The 22,388-nt window shown below is 69.9% G+C and carries 19 protein-coding genes and 1 pseudogene; 8 read left to right on the top strand and 12 right to left on the bottom strand.

What is annotated here, in order from left to right; all coding sequences use genetic code 11:
* Nucleotide 1: 1 nt before the first annotated feature.
* Nucleotides 2–580 carry a TetR/AcrR family transcriptional regulator gene (locus AB0E24_RS05005; RefSeq protein WP_069869483.1) on the top strand — a complete coding sequence of 193 codons (579 nt, stop codon included), beginning with the start codon at nucleotides 2–4 and terminating at the stop codon, nucleotides 578–580.
* A gap of 277 nt (nucleotides 581–857) precedes the next feature.
* Nucleotides 858–4,943, top strand: a complete 4,086-nt coding sequence (locus AB0E24_RS05000; protein WP_359374951.1) for a discoidin domain-containing protein — start codon at nucleotides 858–860, stop codon at nucleotides 4,941–4,943.
* A 152-nt stretch (nucleotides 4,944–5,095) separates the two neighbouring features.
* On the opposite strand, the gene AB0E24_RS04995 is transcribed toward AB0E24_RS05000, so the two are convergent.
* From AB0E24_RS04995 to AB0E24_RS04970, 6 genes are all read right to left on the bottom strand, one after another.
* Nucleotides 5,096–5,881, bottom strand: a complete 786-nt coding sequence (locus AB0E24_RS04995) for a class I SAM-dependent methyltransferase (protein ID WP_359374950.1) — start codon at nucleotides 5,879–5,881, stop codon at nucleotides 5,096–5,098.
* Nucleotides 5,878–7,476, bottom strand: a complete 1,599-nt coding sequence (locus AB0E24_RS04990; RefSeq protein WP_359374949.1) for an ABC transporter ATP-binding protein — start codon at nucleotides 7,474–7,476, stop codon at nucleotides 5,878–5,880. The genes AB0E24_RS04995 and AB0E24_RS04990 overlap by 4 nt, the downstream gene beginning before the upstream one ends.
* Nucleotides 7,464–8,294: an ABC transporter permease subunit gene (locus AB0E24_RS04985; RefSeq protein WP_359374948.1), complete on the bottom strand. Its 831-nt coding sequence runs from the start codon at nucleotides 8,292–8,294 to the stop codon at nucleotides 7,464–7,466. The genes AB0E24_RS04990 and AB0E24_RS04985 overlap by 13 nt, the downstream gene beginning before the upstream one ends.
* Nucleotides 8,291–9,235, bottom strand: a complete 945-nt coding sequence (locus AB0E24_RS04980) for an ABC transporter permease (protein ID WP_232636064.1) — start codon at nucleotides 9,233–9,235, stop codon at nucleotides 8,291–8,293. Before AB0E24_RS04980 ends, AB0E24_RS04985 begins: the two co-directional genes overlap by 4 nt.
* 6 nt (nucleotides 9,236–9,241) lie before the next feature.
* Nucleotides 9,242–10,774, bottom strand: a complete 1,533-nt coding sequence (locus tag AB0E24_RS04975; protein WP_069869489.1) for an ABC transporter substrate-binding protein — start codon at nucleotides 10,772–10,774, stop codon at nucleotides 9,242–9,244.
* 279 nt (nucleotides 10,775–11,053) lie between these two features.
* The gene (locus AB0E24_RS04970; protein WP_069869640.1) at nucleotides 11,054–11,884 is read right to left on the bottom strand and encodes a helix-turn-helix transcriptional regulator; all 831 of its coding nucleotides are present in this window, start codon (nucleotides 11,882–11,884) and stop codon (nucleotides 11,054–11,056) included.
* A gap of 158 nt (nucleotides 11,885–12,042) precedes the next feature.
* Between AB0E24_RS04970 and AB0E24_RS04965 the strand changes: the two genes are divergently transcribed.
* The 3 genes from AB0E24_RS04965 to AB0E24_RS04955 all read left to right on the top strand — a co-directional run bounded on the left by AB0E24_RS04965 (nucleotide 12,043) and on the right by AB0E24_RS04955 (nucleotide 14,003).
* Complete coding sequence (locus AB0E24_RS04965) at nucleotides 12,043–12,921, top strand: alpha/beta hydrolase (protein ID WP_069869490.1); 879 nt, start codon at nucleotides 12,043–12,045, stop codon at nucleotides 12,919–12,921.
* A 181-nt stretch (nucleotides 12,922–13,102) separates the two neighbouring features.
* On the top strand, nucleotides 13,103–13,495 hold the full coding sequence (locus AB0E24_RS04960) for a PPOX class F420-dependent oxidoreductase (RefSeq protein ID WP_359374947.1): 393 nt from the start codon (nucleotides 13,103–13,105) through the stop codon (nucleotides 13,493–13,495).
* Nucleotides 13,496–13,565: 70 nt separating this feature from the next.
* Nucleotides 13,566–14,003 carry an HIT family protein gene (locus tag AB0E24_RS04955; protein ID WP_359374946.1) on the top strand — a complete coding sequence of 146 codons (438 nt, stop codon included), beginning with the start codon at nucleotides 13,566–13,568 and terminating at the stop codon, nucleotides 14,001–14,003.
* 113 nt (nucleotides 14,004–14,116) lie between these two features.
* On the opposite strand, the gene AB0E24_RS04950 is transcribed toward AB0E24_RS04955, so the two are convergent.
* Nucleotides 14,117–14,716: a TetR/AcrR family transcriptional regulator gene (locus AB0E24_RS04950; RefSeq protein ID WP_093706386.1), complete on the bottom strand. Its 600-nt coding sequence runs from the start codon at nucleotides 14,714–14,716 to the stop codon at nucleotides 14,117–14,119.
* A 112-nt stretch (nucleotides 14,717–14,828) separates the two neighbouring features.
* Between AB0E24_RS04950 and AB0E24_RS04945 the strand changes: the two genes are divergently transcribed.
* Both AB0E24_RS04945 and AB0E24_RS04940 read left to right on the top strand, forming a co-directional pair.
* Complete coding sequence (locus tag AB0E24_RS04945; protein WP_359374945.1) at nucleotides 14,829–15,797, top strand: NADP-dependent oxidoreductase; 969 nt, start codon at nucleotides 14,829–14,831, stop codon at nucleotides 15,795–15,797.
* A 126-nt stretch (nucleotides 15,798–15,923) separates the two neighbouring features.
* Entirely contained in the window at nucleotides 15,924–16,739 is an 816-nt protein-coding gene (locus AB0E24_RS04940; protein ID WP_359374944.1) for an alpha/beta fold hydrolase, read from the top strand.
* A gap of 10 nt (nucleotides 16,740–16,749) precedes the next feature.
* Here AB0E24_RS04940 and AB0E24_RS04935 read toward each other — a convergent pair.
* Nucleotides 16,750–16,872, bottom strand: a pseudogene (locus AB0E24_RS04935) (IS5/IS1182 family transposase); the annotation flags it as partial.
* Nucleotides 16,873–17,082: 210 nt separating this feature from the next.
* On the opposite strand from AB0E24_RS04935, the gene AB0E24_RS04930 reads away from it, so the two are divergent.
* Nucleotides 17,083–18,141 (top strand): pentapeptide repeat-containing protein, encoded by a 1,059-nt coding sequence (locus tag AB0E24_RS04930; protein ID WP_359374943.1) that lies wholly within the window; start codon nucleotides 17,083–17,085, stop codon nucleotides 18,139–18,141.
* Between the two features lie 248 nt (nucleotides 18,142–18,389).
* Here the strand turns inward: AB0E24_RS04930 and AB0E24_RS04925 are convergent, their stop codons facing one another.
* From AB0E24_RS04925 to AB0E24_RS04910, 4 genes are all read right to left on the bottom strand, one after another.
* Nucleotides 18,390–19,559, bottom strand: coding sequence for an MFS transporter (locus tag AB0E24_RS04925; RefSeq protein ID WP_359374942.1), 1,170 nt, complete (start codon nucleotides 19,557–19,559; stop codon nucleotides 18,390–18,392).
* A 150-nt stretch (nucleotides 19,560–19,709) separates the two neighbouring features.
* Complete coding sequence (locus AB0E24_RS04920; RefSeq protein ID WP_359374941.1) at nucleotides 19,710–20,615, bottom strand: ABC transporter substrate-binding protein; 906 nt, start codon at nucleotides 20,613–20,615, stop codon at nucleotides 19,710–19,712.
* Nucleotides 20,616–20,693: 78 nt separating this feature from the next.
* Nucleotides 20,694–21,503 (bottom strand): ABC transporter ATP-binding protein, encoded by an 810-nt coding sequence (locus AB0E24_RS04915; protein WP_359374940.1) that lies wholly within the window; start codon nucleotides 21,501–21,503, stop codon nucleotides 20,694–20,696.
* Nucleotides 21,500–22,384, bottom strand: coding sequence for an ABC transporter permease (locus tag AB0E24_RS04910; RefSeq protein WP_232564211.1), 885 nt, complete (start codon nucleotides 22,382–22,384; stop codon nucleotides 21,500–21,502). Before AB0E24_RS04910 ends, AB0E24_RS04915 begins: the two co-directional genes overlap by 4 nt.
* Between the last annotated feature and the right edge of the window lie 4 nt (nucleotides 22,385–22,388).

Here is a 22,388-nt window from a genome sequence, read left to right as displayed (position 1 = left end):
CATGCCGCGATGGGAGCCGAACGCCGCCGGACGTTTGCAGGACGCCGCTCTTGAGCTGTTCGCCCAGCAGGGCTTCGAGCGGACGGCCGTGGCCGAGATCGCGGCACGCGCGGGCCTGACCGAGCGCACCTTCTTCAACCACTTCGCCAACAAGCGAGAAGTGCTGTTCGGCCCGACCTCCGAACGCCATCAGCAAACGGTCGCCCGCGAGATCGTGGCGTGTCCCGCCGGGACTTCGCCGCTGGAGGCCGTGGTCCATGGCTTGCAGGAGGCGGCCGACGAGATGCTCGAGGGCCTCCGGGCGTCGGCCGCGCGCCGACGGAAGATCATCGAGGCCACGCCGGAGCTACAGGAGCGCGAAGAGGGCAAGCGGGCGGCACTCGCAGCCGCGATGGCGCATGCCCTGCGCGAGCGGGGCCTGGACACCGATACCGCGCTTCTGACGGCGCGCGCGGGCCTCTTGATCGAGCAGACCGCGGAACGGCAGTGGGTCCAGCCGGGCGCGCGACACACCCTGCGAGACCTGCTCTCCAGCGCCTTGTCGTCACTGCGCGCTGTCATCAACGGCGGCCCCACTTGAGGCTGAGGCCAACGGGGCCGCGCTTGGGGCCGGGTGCCGGACCAGCGCACGGGCAGCGGCAGATGCGGGGCTGAAGGCACACGGCCCGGGCACCGGATCCCATCGTTCGCTTCGGCCATGCCCCGCGCACATTCGTCCGGCGGCGGCCGAAGCGACCGCGCATCAGGGGTTGACAGAAAACGCTAGCCGGGCACAGCCTTTGGCAACGTTGTCATCCGGTTCGGCGCGGGCGTGCGGAGCCGGTTCGGCCTGCGCTTTTTGATGGGACGTCACACACATGACACATCAGTCGGGTCCGTCGCGCCTTCCGTCGCGACGGACCGTCGTCACCACGGGGACCACCCTGCTGGCCGGATTCGGCCTCAGTTCCGTGCTGCCCGTGCCGAATGCTGCTGCCGCCCCCACCGGCGCACCAGGCGCACCCGCCACCCCCGGCGAGTTGGCCCTCCACCGACCCGTTTCGGTTTCCTCCACCGCCTACGCCGCCACGCCCGGCTCGTTCGTCGTCGACCGTCTCTCCTCCCCGGGCGTCAAGGGCAGTGGCTGGCGCGCCGAGGGAGGCGACCCGCAGTGGATCGCCGTCGACCTCCAGGCGACCTGCGAGGTCACCCACATCCGACTGGCCTTCGAGGCCGACGCCTCCGACCCGGTGTACACGCCCCCCACCACCGGCAATGTGCACAGCGGCACCACCGGCAAGGAGATCCAGTCGAGCTACTCGCTGGTCTTCGTGGTGGAGACCTCTCTCGACAACAAAACGTGGACCACGGCGTACCGCACCACGGCGGGCACCGGTGGTGTGGTGAAGATCCAGCTACCGCGCCCTGCCCGGGCCCGCTGGGTGCGCATGACGTCCCAGAAGCGCTCCAGTCCGCTGCCCCTCGGCCTCAATGCCTTCGAGGTGTACGGCACCGCCAAGGGCCGGCGCCCTTCGGCCACGGGCTGGACCGACTGGGGTTCCCACCCCGGCGAGGCGCCGAAGCTGACGGTCGCCGACGACGGGACCGTGCCCATGGCGTCGGGCTGGCGGCTGACCATGGACGACTGGGCCGGCACGGACGGCGCCGGCCTGTCGAAGACCTCCGTGGACACCAGCGGATGGCTGCCCGCGGCCGTTCCCGGTACGGTGCTCGGCTCGCTCGTGGCCCAGGGCAAACTGCCCGACCCGGTGGCGGGCCTGAACAACCTGCACGTCCCGGAGGCCCTGTCGCGCCACTCCTGGTGGTACAAGCGGGACTTCGCGCTGCCGCGCGGCCTGCGCACCGGTGCCGGCCGGCACATCTGGCTGGAGTTCGACGGCATCAACCACAAGGCCGATGTGTGGCTCAACGGCAAGCAGGTCGGCGATCTGACCTACCCGTTCGCCCGCGCCGCGTTCGACATCACCCGCCACCTCGATGTGCACGACGAGAACGCGCTGGCCGTGAGGATCACGCCGATGCCGGTGCCGGGCAGCCCGGGGGACAAGGGCCCCGAGGGCGAGGCATGGGTCGACGCCGGCGCACCGCAGATGAACCTCAACTCCCCGACCTACCTCGCCTCCTCGGGCTGGGACTGGATGCCCGCCGTGCGCGACCGCGCGGCCGGCATCTGGAACCACGTCCGGCTCAGATCGACCGGGCACGTCATCATCGGTGACCCGCGCGTGGACACCGCCCTGCCGGGCCTGCCGGATGTATCGGTCGCCGAGGTGACCTTGGTCGTACCGGTCCGCAACGCCGACACCGCCGACCGCCGGGCGACGGTCACCGCGGCCTTCGACGGCGTGCGGATGACCAAGAGCGTCACCGTGAAGGCAGGCGAGAGCGTCGACGTCGTCTTCGCCCCCAGCGCCTTCAGCCAGTTGAGGCTGCGCAACCCCAAGCTGTGGTGGCCCAACGGTCTGGGCGAGCCCCATCTGCACGACCTCACGCTGACCGCGTCGGTCGGCGGCCAGGAGAGCGACCGGCGCACCACCCGCTTCGGCATCCGCCAGTTCGGCTACGAGTACGAGGTAACGCTTCCGTTCACCGCGTCCGATGACGCCTACACGCAGACCGTGACCTTCGAGCGGCAGCAGGCCCGGCACGTCCGTATCAAATGCCTGACCCGGGCCACCTCCTGGGGCAACTCCCTGTGGGCCCTCTCCGTCGGAGACAGCGCCAGGCCCGGCGTCGACCTGGCCCTGCACGCCGCCGCCGAGGCATCCAGCACCGACCAGGACGGCCACGGCCCGGCCAACGTCACCGATGGCGATGCCGGGACCCGCTGGTCATCCGACTTTGCGGACGACCAGTGGATACGCGTCGACCTGGGCTCCACCCAGTCCTTCGACCGGGTCGACCTCACCTGGGAGCAGGCGTACGCGAAGACTTTCGTGGTCCAGGTCTCGACGGATGGCTCGGACTGGATCGATGCGAAGTCCGTCGACAACGGGGCGGTGCCGTTGCCGTTCGGCAACGGCGACACCAGTCTCCAGGTCGAGGACTTCGACCGGCGGACCGCACGCTATGTGCGCCTCAACTGCGGACTGCGCAACACCAGCTGGGGCAATTCCCTGTGGACCTTCAGCGTCATCGACCGCGGAGACCCGGGCACCGATCTCGCCCTGCGCCGGAAGGCCACCGCCTCCACGGAGGAGTCCGACCACCCCGCGTCCCACGCCACCGACGGCGACCCGGACACCCGCTGGTCCTCCGCCTATGAGGACCACCAGTGGATCCAGGTCGACCTCGGATCCTCACAGGCGTTCGACCGCGTCGCCGTCGTCTGGGAGACCGCGTACCCGAAGACGTACGTCATCCAGGTGTCCGACGATGGCGAGAGCTGGACCGATGTGAAGTCCGTGTCCAACGCCCCCGAACCGCTGAAGATCAGCGTCAATGGTGTGCGCGTGCTGGCCCGCGGCGGTAACTGGGGCTGGGACGAGCTGCTGCGCCGCATGCCGGCCGAGCGCATGGACGCGGCCGTGCGTATGCACCGCGACATGAACTTCACCATGATCCGTAACTGGGTCGGCAGCAGCGACCGGGAGGAGTTCTTCGCCGCCTGTGACCGGCACGGCATCCTGGTGTGGAACGACTTTCCCAACGCATGGGGCATGGACCCGCCGGACCGTGAGGCGTTCATCTCGCTCGCGCGCGACACCGTGCTGCGCTACCGCATCCACCCGTGTGTGGTCATCTGGTGCGGGGCCAACGAGGGCAACCCCCCGGCCGCCATCGACAAGGGGATGCGCGAGGCGGTGCGGGAGCAGGTGCCCGGCCTGCTCTACCAGAACAACTCGGCCGGAGGAATCGTCACGGGCGGCGGCCCGTATGGCTGGGTGGAGCCGGAGAAGTACTTCGACCCCATGACGTACGGCAGCAAGGACTTCGGCTTCCACACCGAGATCGGCATGCCCGTCGTCTCCACCGCGGCGAGCACCCGCAACATGACGGGTGACGAACCGGAGTGGCCGATCAGAGGCGCCTGGTACCACCATGACTGGAGCGAGCGCGGGAACCAGGCACCCCATGTCTACAAGGCGGCCATCGAAGCACGCCTCGGCGAGTCGGGGGACCTGGACGACTTCGCCCGCAAGGCGCAGTTCATCAACTACGAGAACACCCGCGCCATGTTCGAGGCGTGGAACGCCAACCTGTGGGACAACGCCTCCGGCCTGATGCTCTGGATGTCCCACCCCGCCTGGCACAGCACGGTCTGGCAGACCTACGACTACGACTTCGACGTCAACGGCACGTATTACGGTGCCCGGTCGGCCTGTGAGCCCCTGCACATCCAGGCCGACCCGGTGAAATGGCAGGTCGTTGCGGTCAACCACACGGCGACCGACCTGCGCGGCGCCACCGTCACCGCCCGGCTGTTCGACCTGAGCGGCCGGCAGCTCGGCACGGCCAGGACGGCCCGGGTGGACGTCGCACGGGCCGACACCGCGAAAGCCTTCACCGCGGAGTGGACGAACGGCCTTCCGGACCTGCATCTGCTGCGGCTCACACTGACGGACGCCAAGGGCAAGGAGGTGTCACGGAACACGTACTGGCGCTACCGCGGCGCCTCGTCCCTGCGGGAGCTGAACAAGGCCAAGCAGGTGAAGCTGACCGGCGACATCACCAAGGTGTCGAGCTCCGGGGACCGCCACGAGATGACGGCCGTGATCCACAACCGCGGATCCGCGGTGGCCGCCATGGTCCGGCTGTCCCTGCTGGAGGAGGCCCACGGCCGGCGGGTGCTGCCGACGCTGTACAGCGACAACTACCTGTGGCTGCTGCCCGGTGAATCCCGCACCGTCGATCTGTCCTGGCCGTCGGAGGCCGGCTCGTCCCGGCGCCCGGTGCTGACGGCACAGGCATACAACAGCCCGGTGACGACGCTGCGCGGCTGAGAGCCCCGTGCCCCGGCCCCGGCTCCGCCCACACCGGGACCGGGGCACGGCTCCGCCCACACCGGGACCGGGGCACGGTTCCGACCACCGTCGAGGGGCCGCATCCGGCCCTTGCCCCCGATGCCGGAGCCGAGATTCTGCCCGGCAGCGGCTCAGCGCAGCGCGGCCACCAGTGCGTCACCCGCCGAGCACCAGACCTGCCGCGCCTCGGCGAAGCCCTGCTCACGCAAGGTGTCGAGATGCCAACTCGTGGCCGTGGGGCGGTCAGGCTTCGTACCGGCGGGCCGGGGCTCGCGCGGGTCGCCCAGCAGCGCGAAGCGGCGCGCCGCCGGTTCGGCGAGGGCGGGGGCGTCGGCGGCTCGGCTCCACCAGTCGGCCCAGTCGAGCGCGCCCTCCCGGCGCTGCCGCGCCTGGCCTTTGGTGAGCAGGGCGTTCATGGCGGCGTTGAGACGGGGAGCCGACTCGTCGTACATGTGGTCGGCGTTGAGGAACACGCCGCCCTGGCGCAGCAGCCCGGCCAGCGTGCCGTAGAGCCGGCGGAGCGGTTCGGTGTCCAGCCAGTGCAGGGCGGTGGCGGTCACGACGGCGTCGAAGGACGTGACGGGGAGCCGCTCGGTCCAGTCGGGGTCGGTGAGGTCGGCCTCGGCGAAGGTGACGCGTTCGTCACCGGCGAAGTGGCCGCGGGCGATGGTCAGCAGCACCGGGTCGATGTCCACGCAGACGATGCGGGCGCCGGGGAGCCGGCGCAGTACGCGGTCGGAGATGCTGCCCGTGCCGCAGGCGAGGTCGAGGACGAGCGGGGTACGGCCCGCCACCGCCTCGACCGCGTCGATCATGACGCGGAAGCGTTCCTCCCGGTCCGGCATGTACCACTCCTGCTGGCGGTCCCAGCTCGTCTGCCACTGCTGCCAGTCGGACGCGGTCGATGTGGTGGTCATGGGCGGGGGTGTTCCTTTCGCTGGATGCCGGGCGGGGCCGGTGCGGAGGGCGCCGTGGTGGCGCCCAGGTGCCGGGACCGCAGCAACAGGCGGGTGGTCTCGGAGCGTGGGCAGGAGAGGACCGCACCGGCGGCGCCGCTCTCCACGACCCTGCCGGTGTCGAGGACGACCACGTCGTCGGCCAGCCGCTCGACGAGCGCGAGATCGTGGCCGATCCACAGCACGGCCGTGTCGCTCTCTGCACGGAGGCGGGTGAGCTCGGCGGTCACCAGCTCCGTGCTGACCGCGTCGAGCGCGGTGGTGATCTCGTCGCAGATCAGCACCTCAGGCTCGGCGAGCAACGCCCGTGCCAGCGCGGCCCGTTGCAGTTCGCCGCCGGACAGCGAGGCGGCGTGCCGCGCCGTGTGCTCCGCTGTGAGACCGAGCCGCTCCCACAGCTGCCGGGCCCGCTCCTCCGCCTCCGGCACCGTGAGACCGCGCAGCCGTACGGCGGTGCGGGCGACCTGTTCCAGAACGGTGCGCCGCTCGTCGAAGGAGTTGCGCACCTCCTGCCAGACGTACTGCACGCCCCGGATCTGCCGGGCGGTGCGGTGGCGCAGCACGGGCAGTGGCTCACCGCGGAACGTGATGTGTCCGCGGTGGCGTTCGTGCAGCCCGGCGAGACAGCGCGCGAGGACGGTCTTGCCGCTGCCCGAGGGGCCGACGACCGCTGTGCAGCCCCCTTCCGGTACCCGTACCGCCACATCGTGCAGGATCTCGCCCCGGCCGCCCGGGCGCAGCCACGCGGTCAGGCCCCGTGCGTCCAGGAGGGGCCGGGAGTCCGCGGGCGCGGCTGCCGCCGGGGGAGGGGGCGGCACCGCGGGGGGTGGCAGCACCTCTGACGTCAGGCCCGTCGCGGTCACCCGGCCGCGCTCCAGCAGCACCGTGCGGGCGGCCACCGCGCGGACCAGGCCGTGGTCGTGGCTGAGCAGCAGGAGGGTGTGTCCGTCGGAGGCCAGCCGGGTCAGCTGCTCCGCCAGTCGCCCTCGCGCCACCGTGTCGAGGCCGGTGCTGGGTTCGTCGAGCACCAGGACGCGGGGTCCGCAGGCCAGTACCTGGGCGAGGGCCACGCGCTGTCGCTGGCCGCCGGAGAACTGGTGCGGGAAGCGGCGCCGGGTCGCGGTGTCGTCGGGCAGGCCGGCGGTGCGCAGCGCCTCTGCCGCGTGTTCCGTGGCGGCGGACCGGCCGCGGGTGCCGTCCTGCCGGTGCAGACGGGCGAGTTCGGTGAGGACCGAGCCGATCCGCCGGGCGGGGTTGAGGGCGTGGGCCGGGTGCTGGGGCAGGTAGGAGACGACACGGCCACGGACGTTCCGGGCGGCGCCCGTCTGCCCCTCGTCGCCCACCACCTGAATCCCGGCGACCCGTACCGTGCCGCTCAGCCGTACGCCGGGTGCGGCCTCACCCAGCAGGGCCAGCGCGGCGGTGGTCTTGCCGCTGCCGGAGGGGCCCACCAGGGCGGTCACCTCGCCGGGCGGGACGGTGAGGTCGACGCCGTCCAAGAGCCGGGCCGTTCCGGCGTATGCCGTCAGGCCGCTGACCTCGATCACCGGTTCCACGCCATCGCCTTCCCTCCGGTCCGCCCGGCGCGCGGCAGCAGGCCGTCCGCCAGCAGATTGACGCCGACGGTGAACATCACCAGCATCAGCGTCGGCGCCAGGACCGCCCACGGCTGCACGAACAGCGCCTCCCGGCTCGCGGCGATCATCACGCCCCAGTCCGGGGAGGTCGGATCGAGGCCGAGGCCGAGGAAATTGGCGGCGGCCACGGTGAAGACCGCGCCGCCGACACGGGTGCCGGCATCGGCCGCGGCGACCGGCAGTACGGCCCGTCCGACGTGTCCGAAGAGGACCCGTGCCGGGGGCTCGCCCTGGAGGCGCATCGCCTCGGCGACGGGTCCGCTGGCCGCGTCCAGCGCCGCGGCCCGCAACAGCCGGGCCACGGCGGGCACATTGAGGGCGGCCACCGCCAGTGCCACCGCGACCGGATGCCCGCGCCAGCCGACCCCGACCACGCTGATCACCAGCAGGGAGGGGAGCGGCAGCAGCAGTTCCACGGGCCGGATGAGCAGGTCGTCCAGCCATCGGCTGCGGGAGGCCGCCGCGGCCAGGCCGAGCGTGGCCCCCATGGCGACGGCCAGTGCCACCGCGGCACACGCCACGCCCAGGGCGCTGGCCCCGCCGCGCAGCACCAGGGCCAGGACGTCCCGGCCCAGGGCGTCCGTGCCGAGCGGATGCCCGGCGCCGAGGGCGTAGGGCATGCCGTCGGAGGGGATGTCGGCGTCCGTCACGAGCGGGCCGACGACGGCCGCGGTGACCGGCAGCAGCAGAAGCAGCGCCCCTCCCGCCGTATGCCGGGTACGTCCGCCGGCGCTCATCGCAGTACCTCCGAACGGGGAGCCAGCCGCTGGCTGACGAGATCCGCCGCCAGATTGAGCAGACACGCCACCGCCGCCAGGGCCAGGGTGAGCGCCTGCACCGTCGGCACGTCACGGTTCTGTACGGCCTCGACCAGCGCGGTGGCGGTGCCCGGGATGGCGAAGACGGCCTCGACGACGAGCACGCCGCCCAGCAACTGGTCGCCGGTACGGGCCAGTTCCTGTACGCCGGGAACGGCGGCGTTGGGCAGGACGTGCCGCAGCACGAGCCGGGTGGGCGGCACCCCCAGACGGCGGGCCTGCACGGTGTAACCGGCGTGCAGCGCCGTGACCGTACCCGCCCGGATCTGCCGGGACAGCACGCACACGGTCCGGGCCAGCAGCACCGCCACCGGCAGTACGAACAGCTCCGGCCGCTGCCACCACCCCTCGTCCGCGCCCACCCAGGTCGACGGCAGCCAGCCCAGTCGTAGCGCGAAGACGCTGACCAGCAGCAGGGCCAGGACGAAGTCCGGCACCGAGGTGAGCGTCAGCGTCACGGCGGAGACGACGCGGTCGGTACGGCTGCCCGCCCGCAGCCCGGTCAACAGGCCGACCGCGACGGCCAGCGGTACCAGCAGCACGATCGTGACGGCGGCCAGCGTGGCCGTCACCGGGACCGAGGACGACAGCACCTCGCTCACCGCACCCCCGCCGACCAGCGATGTACCGAGGTCACCGGTGAGCAGACCGTGCGCCCAGTCGGCGAACCGCTCGGCGAGCGGCCGGTCGAGACCCATCTGCTCCCGCAGCTGGGCGACCTGGTCCAGGCCGGTCTGCTCGTTGAAGTCGACGGTGGCGGCGTCGCCCGGCAGCAGGTTGGTCAGCAGGAAGATGATGACACTGAGCGCGGTGAGCTGGACGAGTGTCCACCCGCACCGCCGTAGGGCGAAGCGCAGCACCCTGACTCAATCCAGCCACACCGTGTCGAACCGCGCCCAGTCCACGGTGTTGGGCGGGGCCTCCTTCACGCCCTGGACGGTGTGGGAGATCGCGTTCAGCCACTCGGGATGGCCCCACAGCACCAGACCGCCCTGGTCGCGCAGTGTCGTCTGCACCGACCGGTACCGTTCGCTGCGCTCGTCGTCGTCCACCATGGCCCGCGCGGCGGTGAAGGCGTCGTCGAAGTCCTGGTGTTTCCAGGCGGTGGCGTTCTGCGGGGCGTCGGCGAGCAGCCGTTCGCTGATGTAGGTGGGGATGGTCATGGCGCCGCACCGGTGGTTGGTGACGGTGCCCTTGCCCAGCACGTCCGTGAAGTACGACTCCGGCGGCCCGTTGACGACCTCCACCTTCAAACCCGCCTCCCCGGCCTGCTCGGTGAACAGGTGGGCGGCCTGGGCGAAGCCGTCGGCCGCCGTGGACGTGTAGAAGGTCACCTTCTTGTTGTAGAGACCGGTGCGCTTGAGCAGCCGCCGGGCCTCCGGCACGTCCCGCTCGCGCTGCGCCAGGCCCTCCGGGTAGTACGTGTAGCCCTTGCCGTACACGTCGTTGCCGATCTCGGCGCGGCCCGCGCAGACCACCTCCACCAGCCGCTCCCGGTCCACGAGGAGTTTCACGGCCATCGCCGCGTCCGGGTCGTCGAACGGTGCCCGGTCCGTCTTCAGCGCGAAGCCCTGCACCCCGCTGCGCCTGGTCGCCACCACCCGCACCCGGCTGTTGTGCTCCACCGTGCGGGCGAAGGTGGGCGTCATCTCGTGCGCGAAGTGCACCTCGCCACTGCGCACCGCGGCGGCACGCGCCTCGGTCTCCGCGGACAGGATCCGGACCTCGTCCAGGTGCGGGGCCCCGTTCCAGTGGTCGTCGAAGCGGCGGCCGGTGAAGCCGCGACCGGCGGTGAAGGAGACGAACCGGAACGGGCCGGTGCCGACGGGCTTCTTCGGGTCGTCCCAGCCGTCGCGGACGATCGGCGTGCCGGTCATCGCCAGCTGGCTGGGCAGTTCGGCGTTGGGCCGGGTCAGCGCGATCTCCACGCCCCGCCTGCCCACCTTGCGGCAGTTGGAGAGGTCGATGTGGGAGAGGGAGTTCTTCGCCAGGTGGTCGGCGGCGTCGGGGTCGAGGATGCGGGAGATGCTGTACAGCACGTCGTCGGCGTCGAGGACATGCCCGTCGTGGAAACGGGCCTCCCGCAGCTCGAACCGCCACACCCGAGCGTCGTCGTCGCTGGACCAGGAGCGGGCCAGCCTCGGCACCGGCCGCAGGGTCGAGTCGAGCTCGACGAGCTTGTCGAAGACGGCCTTGTGCCGGGCGATGTCGACGAACTGCCGCTGCGCGTGCGGGTCCATCGTCTCCTTCACACCCGCACCGGGGAAGGCCGCGCGCAGCGTCCCGCCCTTCTTCGGCGAGGAGGAACCGGAGTCCGCGGACGAACAGCCGGTGAGCAGACCGGCGCCTGCCGCGGCCGCCACGGTGAGCACACTCCGGCGGGTGGGGGTGACCGGCATGTGGACGCACCTTCCTGCCTGTTGCTCCAGAACCACAGCACACGCATCCAATATGTTATTGCGATCAATATGCAATAGGGGCTGCTGTGGGGCTGGTCACTCGGGCCGACACCGTTGTCGCAGGTGTCCTGGTCAGGTCGTCGGGGCGCTGTGATCTCAACGATCGATGAGATGGGATCGCATCGCCCCATGTCGTTGCGTACGAGGGTGATGTCGGCCGCGTCGATCGCGGCGTCGGTGCCCTCCGTGATCACGGCGGTGTGCGCGGCGCCGCCGGTGTCAGCGAGCGAGCCGGCGCAACACGGCCAGGCTGTCGCTCTGCGGTGGCGCCGTCATGACCATGAGTAGTTGCTGCTCGCCGAGGGTCTGGAGAACCTGCCAGTCGAGGGCGTAGTCGCCGACGTCGGGGTGGGTGAGGTGTTTGGTTCCGTTGGTCTCGTAACTGGTGTGCTGTTCGGCCCACCAGGTGCGGAAGTCGGCGTCGGTGAGGGAAAGTTCGCCGATGAGGGAGGAGATTCTGGGTTCGCTGTGTCCGTTGGTGGTGACACGGACGAAGCCGACGCAGATCCGGGCGAGGGGTGCCCAGTCGGTGTAGCGGCCGCGGATCTGGGGGTCGAGGAAGAGCATGCGCAGGAAGTTGCGTTCGAGGCGGGGCACGCGGGCGAAGTCGCGGAAGACGGCGGTGGCCAGCGGGTTCCAGGCCAGGATGTCCAGGTAGCGGCCGAGGACGAGGGCGGGGCTGTCGCGCAGGTTGTCCAGCAGTTGCTGGAGCTGAGGGCGCACCCCTTCAGGCCCGGTCGGCTTGCGGGGGCGCTGGTCGGTTTTGCCGGCGAGCTGGAAGAGGTAGCTGCGTTCGTCCTCGCCCAGGCGCAGGGCGCCGGCCAGAGCGTCCAGGACCCCCGGGGAGGCGCCGGCCAAGCGGCCCTGTTCCAGGCGTGTGTAGTAGTCGGTGCTGATCGAGGCCAGCTGGGCCACCTCCTCGCGGCGCAGGCCAGGGACACGGCGGGGCTGCCCGGGCGTGGACAGGCCGACGTCAGCCGGGTCGAGGCGGCTGCGGTGCGCTTTAAGGAAGGCAGCGAGTTCCCTGGGACGGTCTGCGTGTGGGGTCATGCCGCCCATGGTCTCCCACGGACAGACCGGCATGCAGGGCCATGCCCAACCTAGGAAGAGTCCTTCCCAGGAAGAGTCTTTCCCCTGTTCAGCCCTGCTTTCCGGCGGAAGACTCGTCATCGAGCCCGAGAGAACTTCCCCTGAAAGGCAGTCCCGTCATGCGCATCGACATCACCTTCGACAGCCACGGCAACCGTCTGGTCGGCCACCTCTACCTCCCCGAAGGGCGTACCGGGGCGGTTCCGGCGGTGGTCGTGGTCGGAGCTGCCTCCGGCACCAAGGAACAGTCACCGGCGGCCTATGGCGCCCGGCTCGCCGAACTCGGGTATGCGGCCCTGGCGTTCGACCACACCAGTTACGGCGACAGCGAGGGCCTGCCTCGCTTCGACGAGGACCCCTACGCCAAGGCCGAGGACATCAAGAACGCGGTGACGTTCCTCGTGGGTCGCGAGGAGGTCGACCGGGAGCGGATCGGGGCGGTCGGCGTCTGCGGCGGGGGCGGCTACGTCCCCTACGCCGCCGTCGCGGACCGGCGGATCAAGGCGGTCGCGACGGTCAGCGGCCTGCCCGACCTGCGCGCCACCATCACCAGCGGCTACGCGGGCGACTGGCGCCAGACGATGGGCGCCGCCGCCATGGCACGCGAGGCGTACGCACAGGGCGCGGAACCGCGGTACGTGCCCTTCATGCCCGACGGCGACGGCGGTGAGTGGGTCAACAACGGCAAGAAGTTCTACCTCACCGACCGCAACCAGGACCCCGCCTGGAACAACAAGATGCTGCTGTGGTCGTACGACAAGATGGCCCAGTTCTCCGCCCTGGACACCATCGAACTCCTCGCGCCCACCCCGCTGCTGCTCATCGCCGGCACCAAGGCCGAGACGCTCGAGCAGAGCCAGGCCGCCTACGGCGCCGCCCAGGAGCCGAAGGAACTCTTCCTCATCGAGGGTGGCACGCACTTCGACTTCTACGACCTGCCCGAGTTCGTCACCCCCGCCGTCACCAAGATCAACAGCTTTCTGCGCGTCCACCTCTGACCAACGCCCCGGGCCCACGCCCAGGCAGTCGCCGCCCCTCCCGGACCCGCACCCGCACCCGCGGCCAAGGACCGGGACCGGGACCGGGACATGATGGAGGCTGCCGGGCTTCCGGCACACAGCCGACGGCGCCGGTAGGCGCGGCCGACCTTTGACGACCCGGATCAGGAGACGATTCGACATGGACGATGCCACCGCACTGGAAAGCCTCGGCACGGGCAAGTACCTGCTCGTCACCAGCTACCGCAAGAACGGAACCCCCGCCCCCACGCCCGTCTGGGTCGTACGCGACGGCGACACCCTGGGCGTCTGGACCCCCGCCGACTCCTACAAGGTCAAGCGCATCCGCGCCCGCGGCGACATCCTCGTCGGCCCCTGCGACCTGCGCGGCAACCCCCTCGGCGACCAGGTCCCGGCCACCGCCGAGATCTGCGACCCCGACACCACCGGCCGCTACCGCAAGCTCATCGCCCGCAAGTACGGCCTCATCGGTCGGCTCACGCTGTTGAGCAGCCGGCTCCGCCGAGGCCCACATGGCTCCACCGGTATCCGCATCACCCTCAGCCGGCAGTGAACCCATCGGGGCCCGGCCGACGGCGACGAAGGCGACACAAACGTCCACCCTGCATGACAAGATCCTTTGTATGGCTACGTTGTTTTCTCGCATCATCGCTGGTGAGCTGCCTGGGCGCTTCGTCTGGCAAGATCCAGAAGTCACCGCATTTCTCACCATCGCGCCGTTGCGGCCTGGTCACACGCTTGTTGTGCCCAGGCGTGAGGTCGACCGGTGGACGGACGCCGACGGAGCCCTTCTGGCGCGTTGCTTTGAGGTGGCCCAGGCTATTGGGCAAGGGGTGCAGCGGGCTTGGGATGCTCCGCGAGCCGGTGTCGTCATCGCGGGCTTCGAGGTGCCGCATTTGCATATACATGTAGCCCCTGTCTGGGACATGTCCGACTTTGATTTCAGTAAGGCGAAGCCGGAGGAGGATCAGTCGGCTTTGGACGAAGCCGCGGCCAAGCTCCGTGCCGCCTTGCTCGAGCTCGGTTATGAACAGGCCCGGGACACTGGACGCGAACTGTGAACTTCGTGCGCGGCACGGATGCCTCCGAGCTGGACGTGACGCACAGGCAGCGTTGAGTACGCCATTGCCGTCCCAGCGTGGTTACGCGACGGCAGCCGGGCGGGATCGCTGTGTCACGGTGAGGGGGGTGGCGGTTGGGGCAGTGGGTGGGCTCCCTCGGGACGCAGGCCGTCGAAGATGATCGCGAGGTAGCGCTGCCACAGGTCGGGCGGGGCGTCCGGCAGGAAACTCACAGCGTGGTTCGGCGCGCACATCAGCGCGACCACGTCCGTTCCGGTGATGTCCGCTCGCACATCACCGTGCTCACGAGCGCGATCGACCAGCGCGTGGATGATCTGGAACAGTCGCTCCTGGGCCTGGGAGATCTCGCTGTCGAGTTCGTCGGCGCCCTGGAGGAACGACAGGTCGAGCTGTTGAAGCTCTCGTGCGACGGCGGTGAGGAACTCAAGCAGCGCGGCCCCCGCGTCCGGGGCGCCCAGCAGCCGTTCGCCCACCGCCGTGAGCACGGCGATCCGATCCAGAGCGATCGCGGCGACCAGGTCGTCCTTGGTCGCGAAGTGGCGGAACACGGTGCCCTTCCCGACGCCGGCCCGCCGCGCGATATCGGCCACCGAGGCGTTCAGCCCCCGCTCGGCGAACTCGTCCGCGGCGGCCGCAAGCAGCAGTTTCCGGTTACGAGCGGCGTCTGCGCGCAGCGGTCGAGGAGATGGCACATCAATAGACTAGCAAGTTGACCGCGCGGTCCGCTTATGGTTACCGTCACCCTCACAACATGACCGCGCGGTCCGTTTACTGTCGGATCTCAACACGTGGAGGGCGATACCCATGAAGGCTGTTGTTGCGACCGCTTACGGGCCGCCAGAGCGGTTCACGGTGATGGAGGTGCCGACACCACAGCCAGGACCGGGGCAGATCCAGGTCCGGATCTCCGCGGCCTCGATCAACCCGACGGACGTCCGTCTGCCCGGTGGTGAGTACCGCGGGGCCGTAGAGCTGAAGTTCCCGCATGTACCTGGCAACGACTTCGCCGGAACGGTCAGCCAGGTCGGTCCCGGTGTCACCGCCTTCCAGGTGGGTGACGAGATCTTCGGCGAGGCGGTGCCACGTGCGATGCGTGCGGTGGCCAGTCCCACCCGACCCTCGCTGAGCACCGGCTCGCTTGCCGAATACGCGGTGTTCGAGGCGGACACCCCACTGATCGCGCACCGTCCGGCGGGACTGTCGGCACCCGATGCGGCGGCACTGGCGACAGCCGGTCTGACCGCGCTGGCGATGATCGGGACGGCTGAGGTGCACGAAGGCGAGACCGTCTTGGCCGTGGGCGCGACCGGCGGCGTCGGCACCGCCGTGGTTCCGCTGCTCGTCGCCGCTGGTGCGCGAGTGATCGCCACTGCCACCGCTGCGGACGCCGACCCCCTCCGTGGCCTCGGTGCGGCGGAGGTCATCGGCTATGCGGAGACGGACTACCCCCAGGGTGTCGACACCGCGTTCAACCTGACTCTGCCCGCCGATCGCTTGACCGGAATCGCCCGGGCGCTTCGGCCCGGCGGCCGCCTGGTCACGATCGTCTACCCGCCGCCCCGGCCGGATCACCTCGGTCGCGACGACGTGGGTCTCCGCTTCGTGCTCGACCTGGACGGGAGATTCGGCGGCATGCGGGAAGTCGGCGAACTCGCGGTAGGCGGTCGACTGCCGGCGACCATCAGCCGCCGGTACACCCTGGATCAGGGCCCGCAGGCGTGTGTGGACCTCGTCCGCGCACACACATTGGGCAAGCTGGTCGTAACCATGTGAACAACACCCCGTCGCACGCCTGGGCCTGTGTGCACTCCGCCCGCGGTCCCGCCCTCCGGGCAATCCGTCACGCCAATGGCCTGCCAGCAATGTCCGGATCAATACATTCGAAAGCGAGGTTGACCGGTGACGGCTCTCGACCTGTCCGAGCAACTCCGGCACGTCAACGGGATCGATCTGCACATCACCGAAGCCGGCTCGGGCGAGCCGTTGCTGATGCTCCACGGCGTCACCGTGGACGCCACCGCACAGCGGTACGAGATCGAGACGCTGGCCGACTCCTACCGTGTCATCGCACCCGACCTGCGCGGCCACGGGCGCAGTACCCGGCCCACCGCTTTCACGCTGCGTGATCACGTTGACGACATTATTGCGCTGCTGGACGCGCTGGGGATCGCCCGGACCGCGGTGCTGGGTGTTTCGATGGGCAGCTATGTGGCGCAGGCGCTCGCTCTCGCCGTGCCGCAGCGCGTCCAGAAAATGATCCTCGTGGTGGCCACGTCCCATGGCACGACGTCCTCCTCAGCCCGTGTACTCGCCGAACACGCCGACGAGCTGCGGGATCTCTCGCGTGAGGAGCAGCAGCAGTGGCTCAGTGCTCGCATGTTCGCCCCGGAGACACCGGAATCCGTCCGTCGACAGGTGCGCGACTGGTTCATCTCCCGCCACGACTTGGGGCTCGCGATGAGCGCCGAGCAGATCGAGGCTGCCAACAACGCCGTTCTGGGCTTTGACTTCCGTGCCGAACTGCCCGCCCTCGACATCCCGACGCTGCTGATCAGTGGACGACACGACATCCTCAACCCGCCGGCGGAAGGCGAGCGGATCGCCGGCTTGCTGCCCTCCGCCCAGATCGAGGTCTTCGAATACTCAGGTCACCTGCCGTCCCTGGAGGAACCGCAGCACTACGTCGCCTCCATTCGTACCTTCCTCGCCGAATAACTGAGCCTTTTCAGCGTTGCCTCTCCAGGGTGAGGACGGCCTTGGCGATGACGGTCATGCGGTTGGCGCTGATGCGGGCCCTGCGGAAGATCTGCCAGGACTTCAGCCGTGCCATGCCGCGTTCGACGGGAGATAAGCGAGAATCGTTGTGGTGGGGCAATATCCGCGGTCGAATATCGGTATGCCTCCTGCGTCTTCACGCCGTCCGCGGTTACGCCGATCCGCCCGGTCCACCCTCCGGCCGGACCGGTTTCGAACGGCGGGTCGTGCCCCGCAGAGCGGGGCTGGAGGCCTGGATTGGGCGCGGCGTATCGAGCTGCTGTCGGTCCTGGTGGCGTCTGGTGTGGCGGTGGTCGGCCTGTGGTACTCCAATGTCCAGACGCGGCAGGCAAACGACCAGGCGCGCCAAGAGCGGGCGTTGACGAAGGAAGGGCAGATCACCGACCGGTACACCGCGGCGGTCAGCAATCTGGGTGCGGACAAGATGGACGTGCGTCTGGGCGGCCTCTACGCCCTGGAGCGCATCATGCAGGACTCGCCCCGTGATCACCCGACCATCGCCAACGTCCTCGCCACCTACATCCGCACCCACGTCGCGAAGCCGCCGGCGAAGGGCCAGGACGTCCCGGCAGACGTCAACGCCGCGCTCACCGTCCTCACCACCCGCGACACCACTCACGACGAGGACTTCCACCTTGACCTCCGCTCCGCCTGGCTCCCCGGAACCGAGATCGGACGACAAAGCCCTGCGGACCTTACCGCCTTGGCCAAGGCGGACCTGCGCGATACGCACTTGCGGGGCACGAAACTGGCGTTTGCGGACCTACAGGGAGCGAACTTGGGCAATGCCGACCTGCGCAACGCGGACCTGGGAGGGACCATGCTGTCTGGCGCGCTCCTGGTCAATGCGGACCTGCGAGGCGCGAAGCTGTTCGCAGCTGACCTGCGAGACGCGTTGCTGGCCGACGCTGACCTTTCTGGTACGGATCTGCGCGGCGCACACCTGCGCGGCGCGAGGCTGCACCGCGCGAAGCTGAACGGTTCGGACCTGGAATACGGGGACCTGCGCAGTTCGGATCTGGAAGGCGCGGACCTGAGCGGTTCGAACCTGAAACGCGTGGACTTCAACAGCAAGTCCGCGAAGGTGTCCGGCGCGAATCTGTCCGATGCGAATCTGTCCGGCGCGAATCTGGAAGGTGCGAACTTGAAAAACATGAACAAGGAGTTCAACGGCATACAACTGGCCGGAGTGGTCCTGGACGGCGCGAACCTGGAGGGCGCGAACCTGACCGATGCCGACCTGTCCGGCGCAGACCTGTCCCACGTGAAAAACCTGACGCGCAAGCAGCTCGACTCTGCCCGTACTGACAAAGACACGAGGCTGCCTGCCGGACTCTCGTAGTCCTCTGGTGCCTGCGGCCGTTGACCGCACCGGTCTCGTTGTCCGCGTCCGCTGTTCGGGAAGCAGAGTGCTGAGCTCGCGTGCGGTGGGGCGTTCGAAGACCGCGCGCATCGGGAGTTTGATGCCCGGGCGGGCCCTGATCCTGGTGACCACAGGGGGGAGCGTGACTACAAGTCGCCGGGGCTTCTAGGAACGCGTGCGGCGGGCGCGCTCGCGGAACGCGAAAGGTCGTTCTCCGCTACGGGCCGTCATTTGAGGACGGCCGCCGCTCCACGCGGTGCCGCCCGGACCCGTGCCAGCACCATGGCGGACACCAGTGGTACGACGGCGACCAGGGCGAATCCCCGGTCGCCGAAGGCGTGATAGACGGGCAGCCACACGGGCGTCGCTATCGCGCCCCCGAAGAACTGGGCGGACATGGCCAGGGACGCGGCACCGGCGCGGTTGTCCGGGACGCCGGTGACCGCAAGGGAGTTGCCGGCCGAACGCAGACCGGTCACCGCGGCACCGACCAGGACGATGCCCGCGATCACGACCGGCAGGGTGGTGCCGAGGGACGCGCACAGCAGACCCAGAACCATGGCCGCATCGGCGGCGATGCCCGTGATCAGGGGTCCCTTGGCGTGCAGGATGTGACCGACCAGCGGTGCCACGGCGGCGCCCGCCAGCCCGAATGAGGAACCGGCCAGCCCGATCTCGACCGGTCCCAGGCCGAAGCGGTCCTTGATCCGCAGGACGACGAGGACGGTGAGGCCGACGGCGGCGAAGTAGGCGAGGAAGGACACCGCGCAGGCCAGGACGAGCTGTTTGTCGGCCAGCGACCGCCAGGAGGCACGGACCATGGAGCCACGCCGGGTGGCCGACCGGGACGGCGGGAAGCACACCAGCAGCAGACCGCACACCCCGGGTACCAGAAAGGCCAGTCTCCAGTTCAGGGCTGCCGCGGCACCGCTGAACAGCGGGCTCACCCCCTGTCCCGCGGCCTGTGCGGCGGCGAACCGGCTCAGCGCCTTGGCCAACCGGGCACCGCCCACAAGGTCGGAGATCATGGCCACCAGCAGCGGAGTGGTGAAGGCGTTGGTGGCTCCCTGGAAGGCGCGGGCCACCAGGAAAAGCCGCATGGTGGGCGCCAGCGCGCACAGCGCTGTGGCCGCCGTGAACGCCACGAGCGCCGTGCGCAGTACCCGCCGGCGTCCCCACCGCTCCGCGAGCGTCCCGCTGACCAGCATCAAGGCCGCGAAGGGCACCATGTAGACGGTGACAGCGGTGGCCGCGAGTCCGGGAGTGCTGTGCAGTGCGGCCGCGACCTCGTGCACCATCGGCGTCACCATCGTGCTTCCGTAAGGTCCGAGGAAGCCGCCGACGTACAGTGGCCACGCCCGGTGCCTGTCGCCACGGTCCCGGCGATGGTCGTGCACGGTCGTCCCCCGAGTCGGTAGGAGGTTGGGAAGTGGAGGTTGCCGACGCATGCGGGGGCGTACGGCGGTAACGGCGCCGTACGCCCCCACATGTTCCTCCGGCGGCCTGCGGCCGGCGGGCCCCCGGGACGTGGGCCGTGGCCGCTTCGGTCATGCCGACAGCAGGTTGTCCACGAGGGAGTTGTACGTCGAGCCGTCTTCCGCGATCAGATTCCAGCCGCGCATCCAGTCGTAGGTGCGCTGGAACTGGTCCTCCGGGTAGGGCGCCGGGTCCACGAACCGCAGCCGCCAGCGGGCGAAGTCGCTGGGCCGGAGGTCGGGGTCGATCTCCTTGGGCACCTCGCCGATGAGGTGGTGCAGATAGGGGTAGGGGTCCTTCTGGAGCTTGTGGACGGCCTTGACCACCGCGCGGTTCAAGGCGTCGTAGGTCTCCGCGTCGATCTCCGGCGAGGCGATCTCGGAACCCACATAGAATGCCTCGGTGAGCAGCTGGTAGCCCTGCTTCTGGGCGACCGTGATCCACGGTTCCATCAGTGCGGCGGCCGGAACGGCACCGTCCCGCAGCGCCTCGAAGCGCTGTTGCGGGCCTCCGACGTGCACCACCTTGATCTCCTCGCGGGGCAGGAAGCCCTCCAGGGCTTGCAGGGCGAGGTAGTGCGAGCCGTGGTGGAAATTGACCGCGACCGCCTGACCCGCCAGATCCTGCGGGTGCACGGCGGTCGAGCCGGGCGGGACCAGGATGGCCTGGCTGCCGACCGCGGCTCGCTTGCCGATCACCCGGCCGCCGATCCGGGTGTCGTGGGAGCGCCGGATCTGGCCCCACTCGCAGGCCCGGTACAAGGAGGCGTCGCCGCTCTCGAAGTTGGAGCGGACGGTGCCGAAGGAGCTGACCAGTTCGTGGTCGTCGAGATAGGAGACGTTGGCGTCATAGCCCTTGGGGACGAAGTCGACGTCCAGGCCCTCTTCCTCGTAGAAGCCCTCGTCCTTGGCGACGAGCTGCGGCAGGGAGAAGACCAGCGAAAGGGTCTCCATGGTGATTTTCTTCCGGGGTGCCATCGAGGACACGTTCCTTCCGGTCGATGAGGTGTGGCATGTGCGGTGTGGTCGGCGCGGGTGGGCTCCAGAGCTGGACCGTCAGCCGAGAGCGGCGAGGATCTCGTTGTGGCGGGCGAAGATCCGTGGGTCCTCCGGGGAGCGGGGCCGGGGCAGGCCGACGGTGAACTCCGCGCGCACCCGCGCGGGGCGACCGTCGAGGACGATCACCCGGTCGGCGAGAAAGGCGGCTTCCAGGGGGTTGTGAGTGACCAGCAGGCCGGTACGCGGACGTGCCGTCCACAGTTCCTGGAGCAGCAGCCGCAGCCGCCGCGCCGTGAGCTGGTCCAGGGCGCTGAACGGCTCGTCGAGCAGGATCAGTTCGGGCTCCACGGCGAAGGCGCGGGCGACCGCCGCACGTTGGCGCTGGCCTCCGGAGAGCACTGAGGGATAGCGGTCCGCGTACTCCGCCAGGCCCACGTCGGCGAGCGCCCGCGCGGCACCGGCGGGATCGAGCCCGGCACTGGTCAGGGCCAGTTCGACATTGCGGCGCATGGAGATCCAGTCCAGCAGCCGAGGCTGCTGGAAGACCACGCCGAGCCGGTGCCGGGCGCTGCCCGCACCGGGACTCCGGCCTCGGATCCGTTGCAGACCGGTGCCGTCGGCCAGTCTGATCTCGCCGGAGTCCGGCTCCTCCAAACCCGCCACCAGGTGCAGCAACGTGGTCTTCCCGGTGCCCGAGGCCCCCACGACGGCCACCAGTTCACCCTGACGCACCGTCAGCGTGAAGTCCTCGAAGACCGTTTCGCGCTCGCCGGACCGGGTGCTGGTGAACACCTTGCCGACACCGTCGAGGACGACATACGGCTGAGCGCCCGCGGCCGGGGCCTGCGTCGCCTCCGCCCCGTTCATACGGCCGTCGCCCTCCTCCAGCGCCCGAGCCGTCGTTCCAGGCTCTGGAGGACGCCGTACTCCAGGACCGCCAGGACGGCCGCGAAGAGCAGCGTCCAGCTGAGCACCCCGGCCACATTCTGCGCGGCGAACTGGTTGTTGAGCTCGTAGCCCACTCCGCTCGACATGCCGAACATCTCCACCAGTACGATCACCTTCCACGCCAGGGACAGGCCCAGACGGGCGCCGGAGAACAACGCGGGCAGCAGCGACGGCAGCCACAGATAGCGCAGGCTGGTCCAGACGGAGAAGCGGTACACATGCGCCATCTCACGCAACGCGGAGTCCGTGGCGCGGGTGCCCTGGTAGATGCTGAGAGTCAGCGCGGGAGCGGCGGACAGCGCCACCGCCACCACCGGGTTGGTCAGCGAGACCCCGAACCAGATCACACACAGCAGCGCCCACACCAGACCCGGCACCGTCAGGCCGATCAGCACGGCCGGTTCGAAGAAGCGCCGTACGAACTCGACCCGACCCATGGCGATACCGACCACGACGGCGGTGACGAAGGCCAGCGCGAAGCCGAGGCCGACGCGGAGCAGGGTGGCGCCGAGGGAGTCGTAGAACAGCGGCTGGGTCACGATGTCCGTCAGGGCGGACCAGACGGCCGGGACATCCGGTATCAGGACGCTGCCACTGCGAACGGCCACGATCTGCCAGCCGCCGACCAGCACCAGCAGGAATGCCGCGACGGGCAGCGCGCCCCGGCCGAATGCCCGGACGCGGCGGGAGAGGGTCCGGCGGGTGCGGGCCGTCGCGGGCGGGGTGCCGGACCCGGCACCCGGGGGCGGCGCGGCGGTGGCCGGGCGGACCTCGGCCATCGCTGTGGTGTGGTGGGTCATGACT

Origin of the sequence: Streptomyces malaysiensis subsp. malaysiensis, assembly GCF_040653035.1 — a bacterium.
In the GTDB taxonomy this organism is placed as follows: Bacteria; Actinomycetota; Actinomycetes; order Streptomycetales; family Streptomycetaceae; genus Streptomyces; species Streptomyces malaysiensis.
Note: the sequence above shows the minus strand (reverse complement) of the source record. Positions and strands in the feature narration are given on the sequence as shown.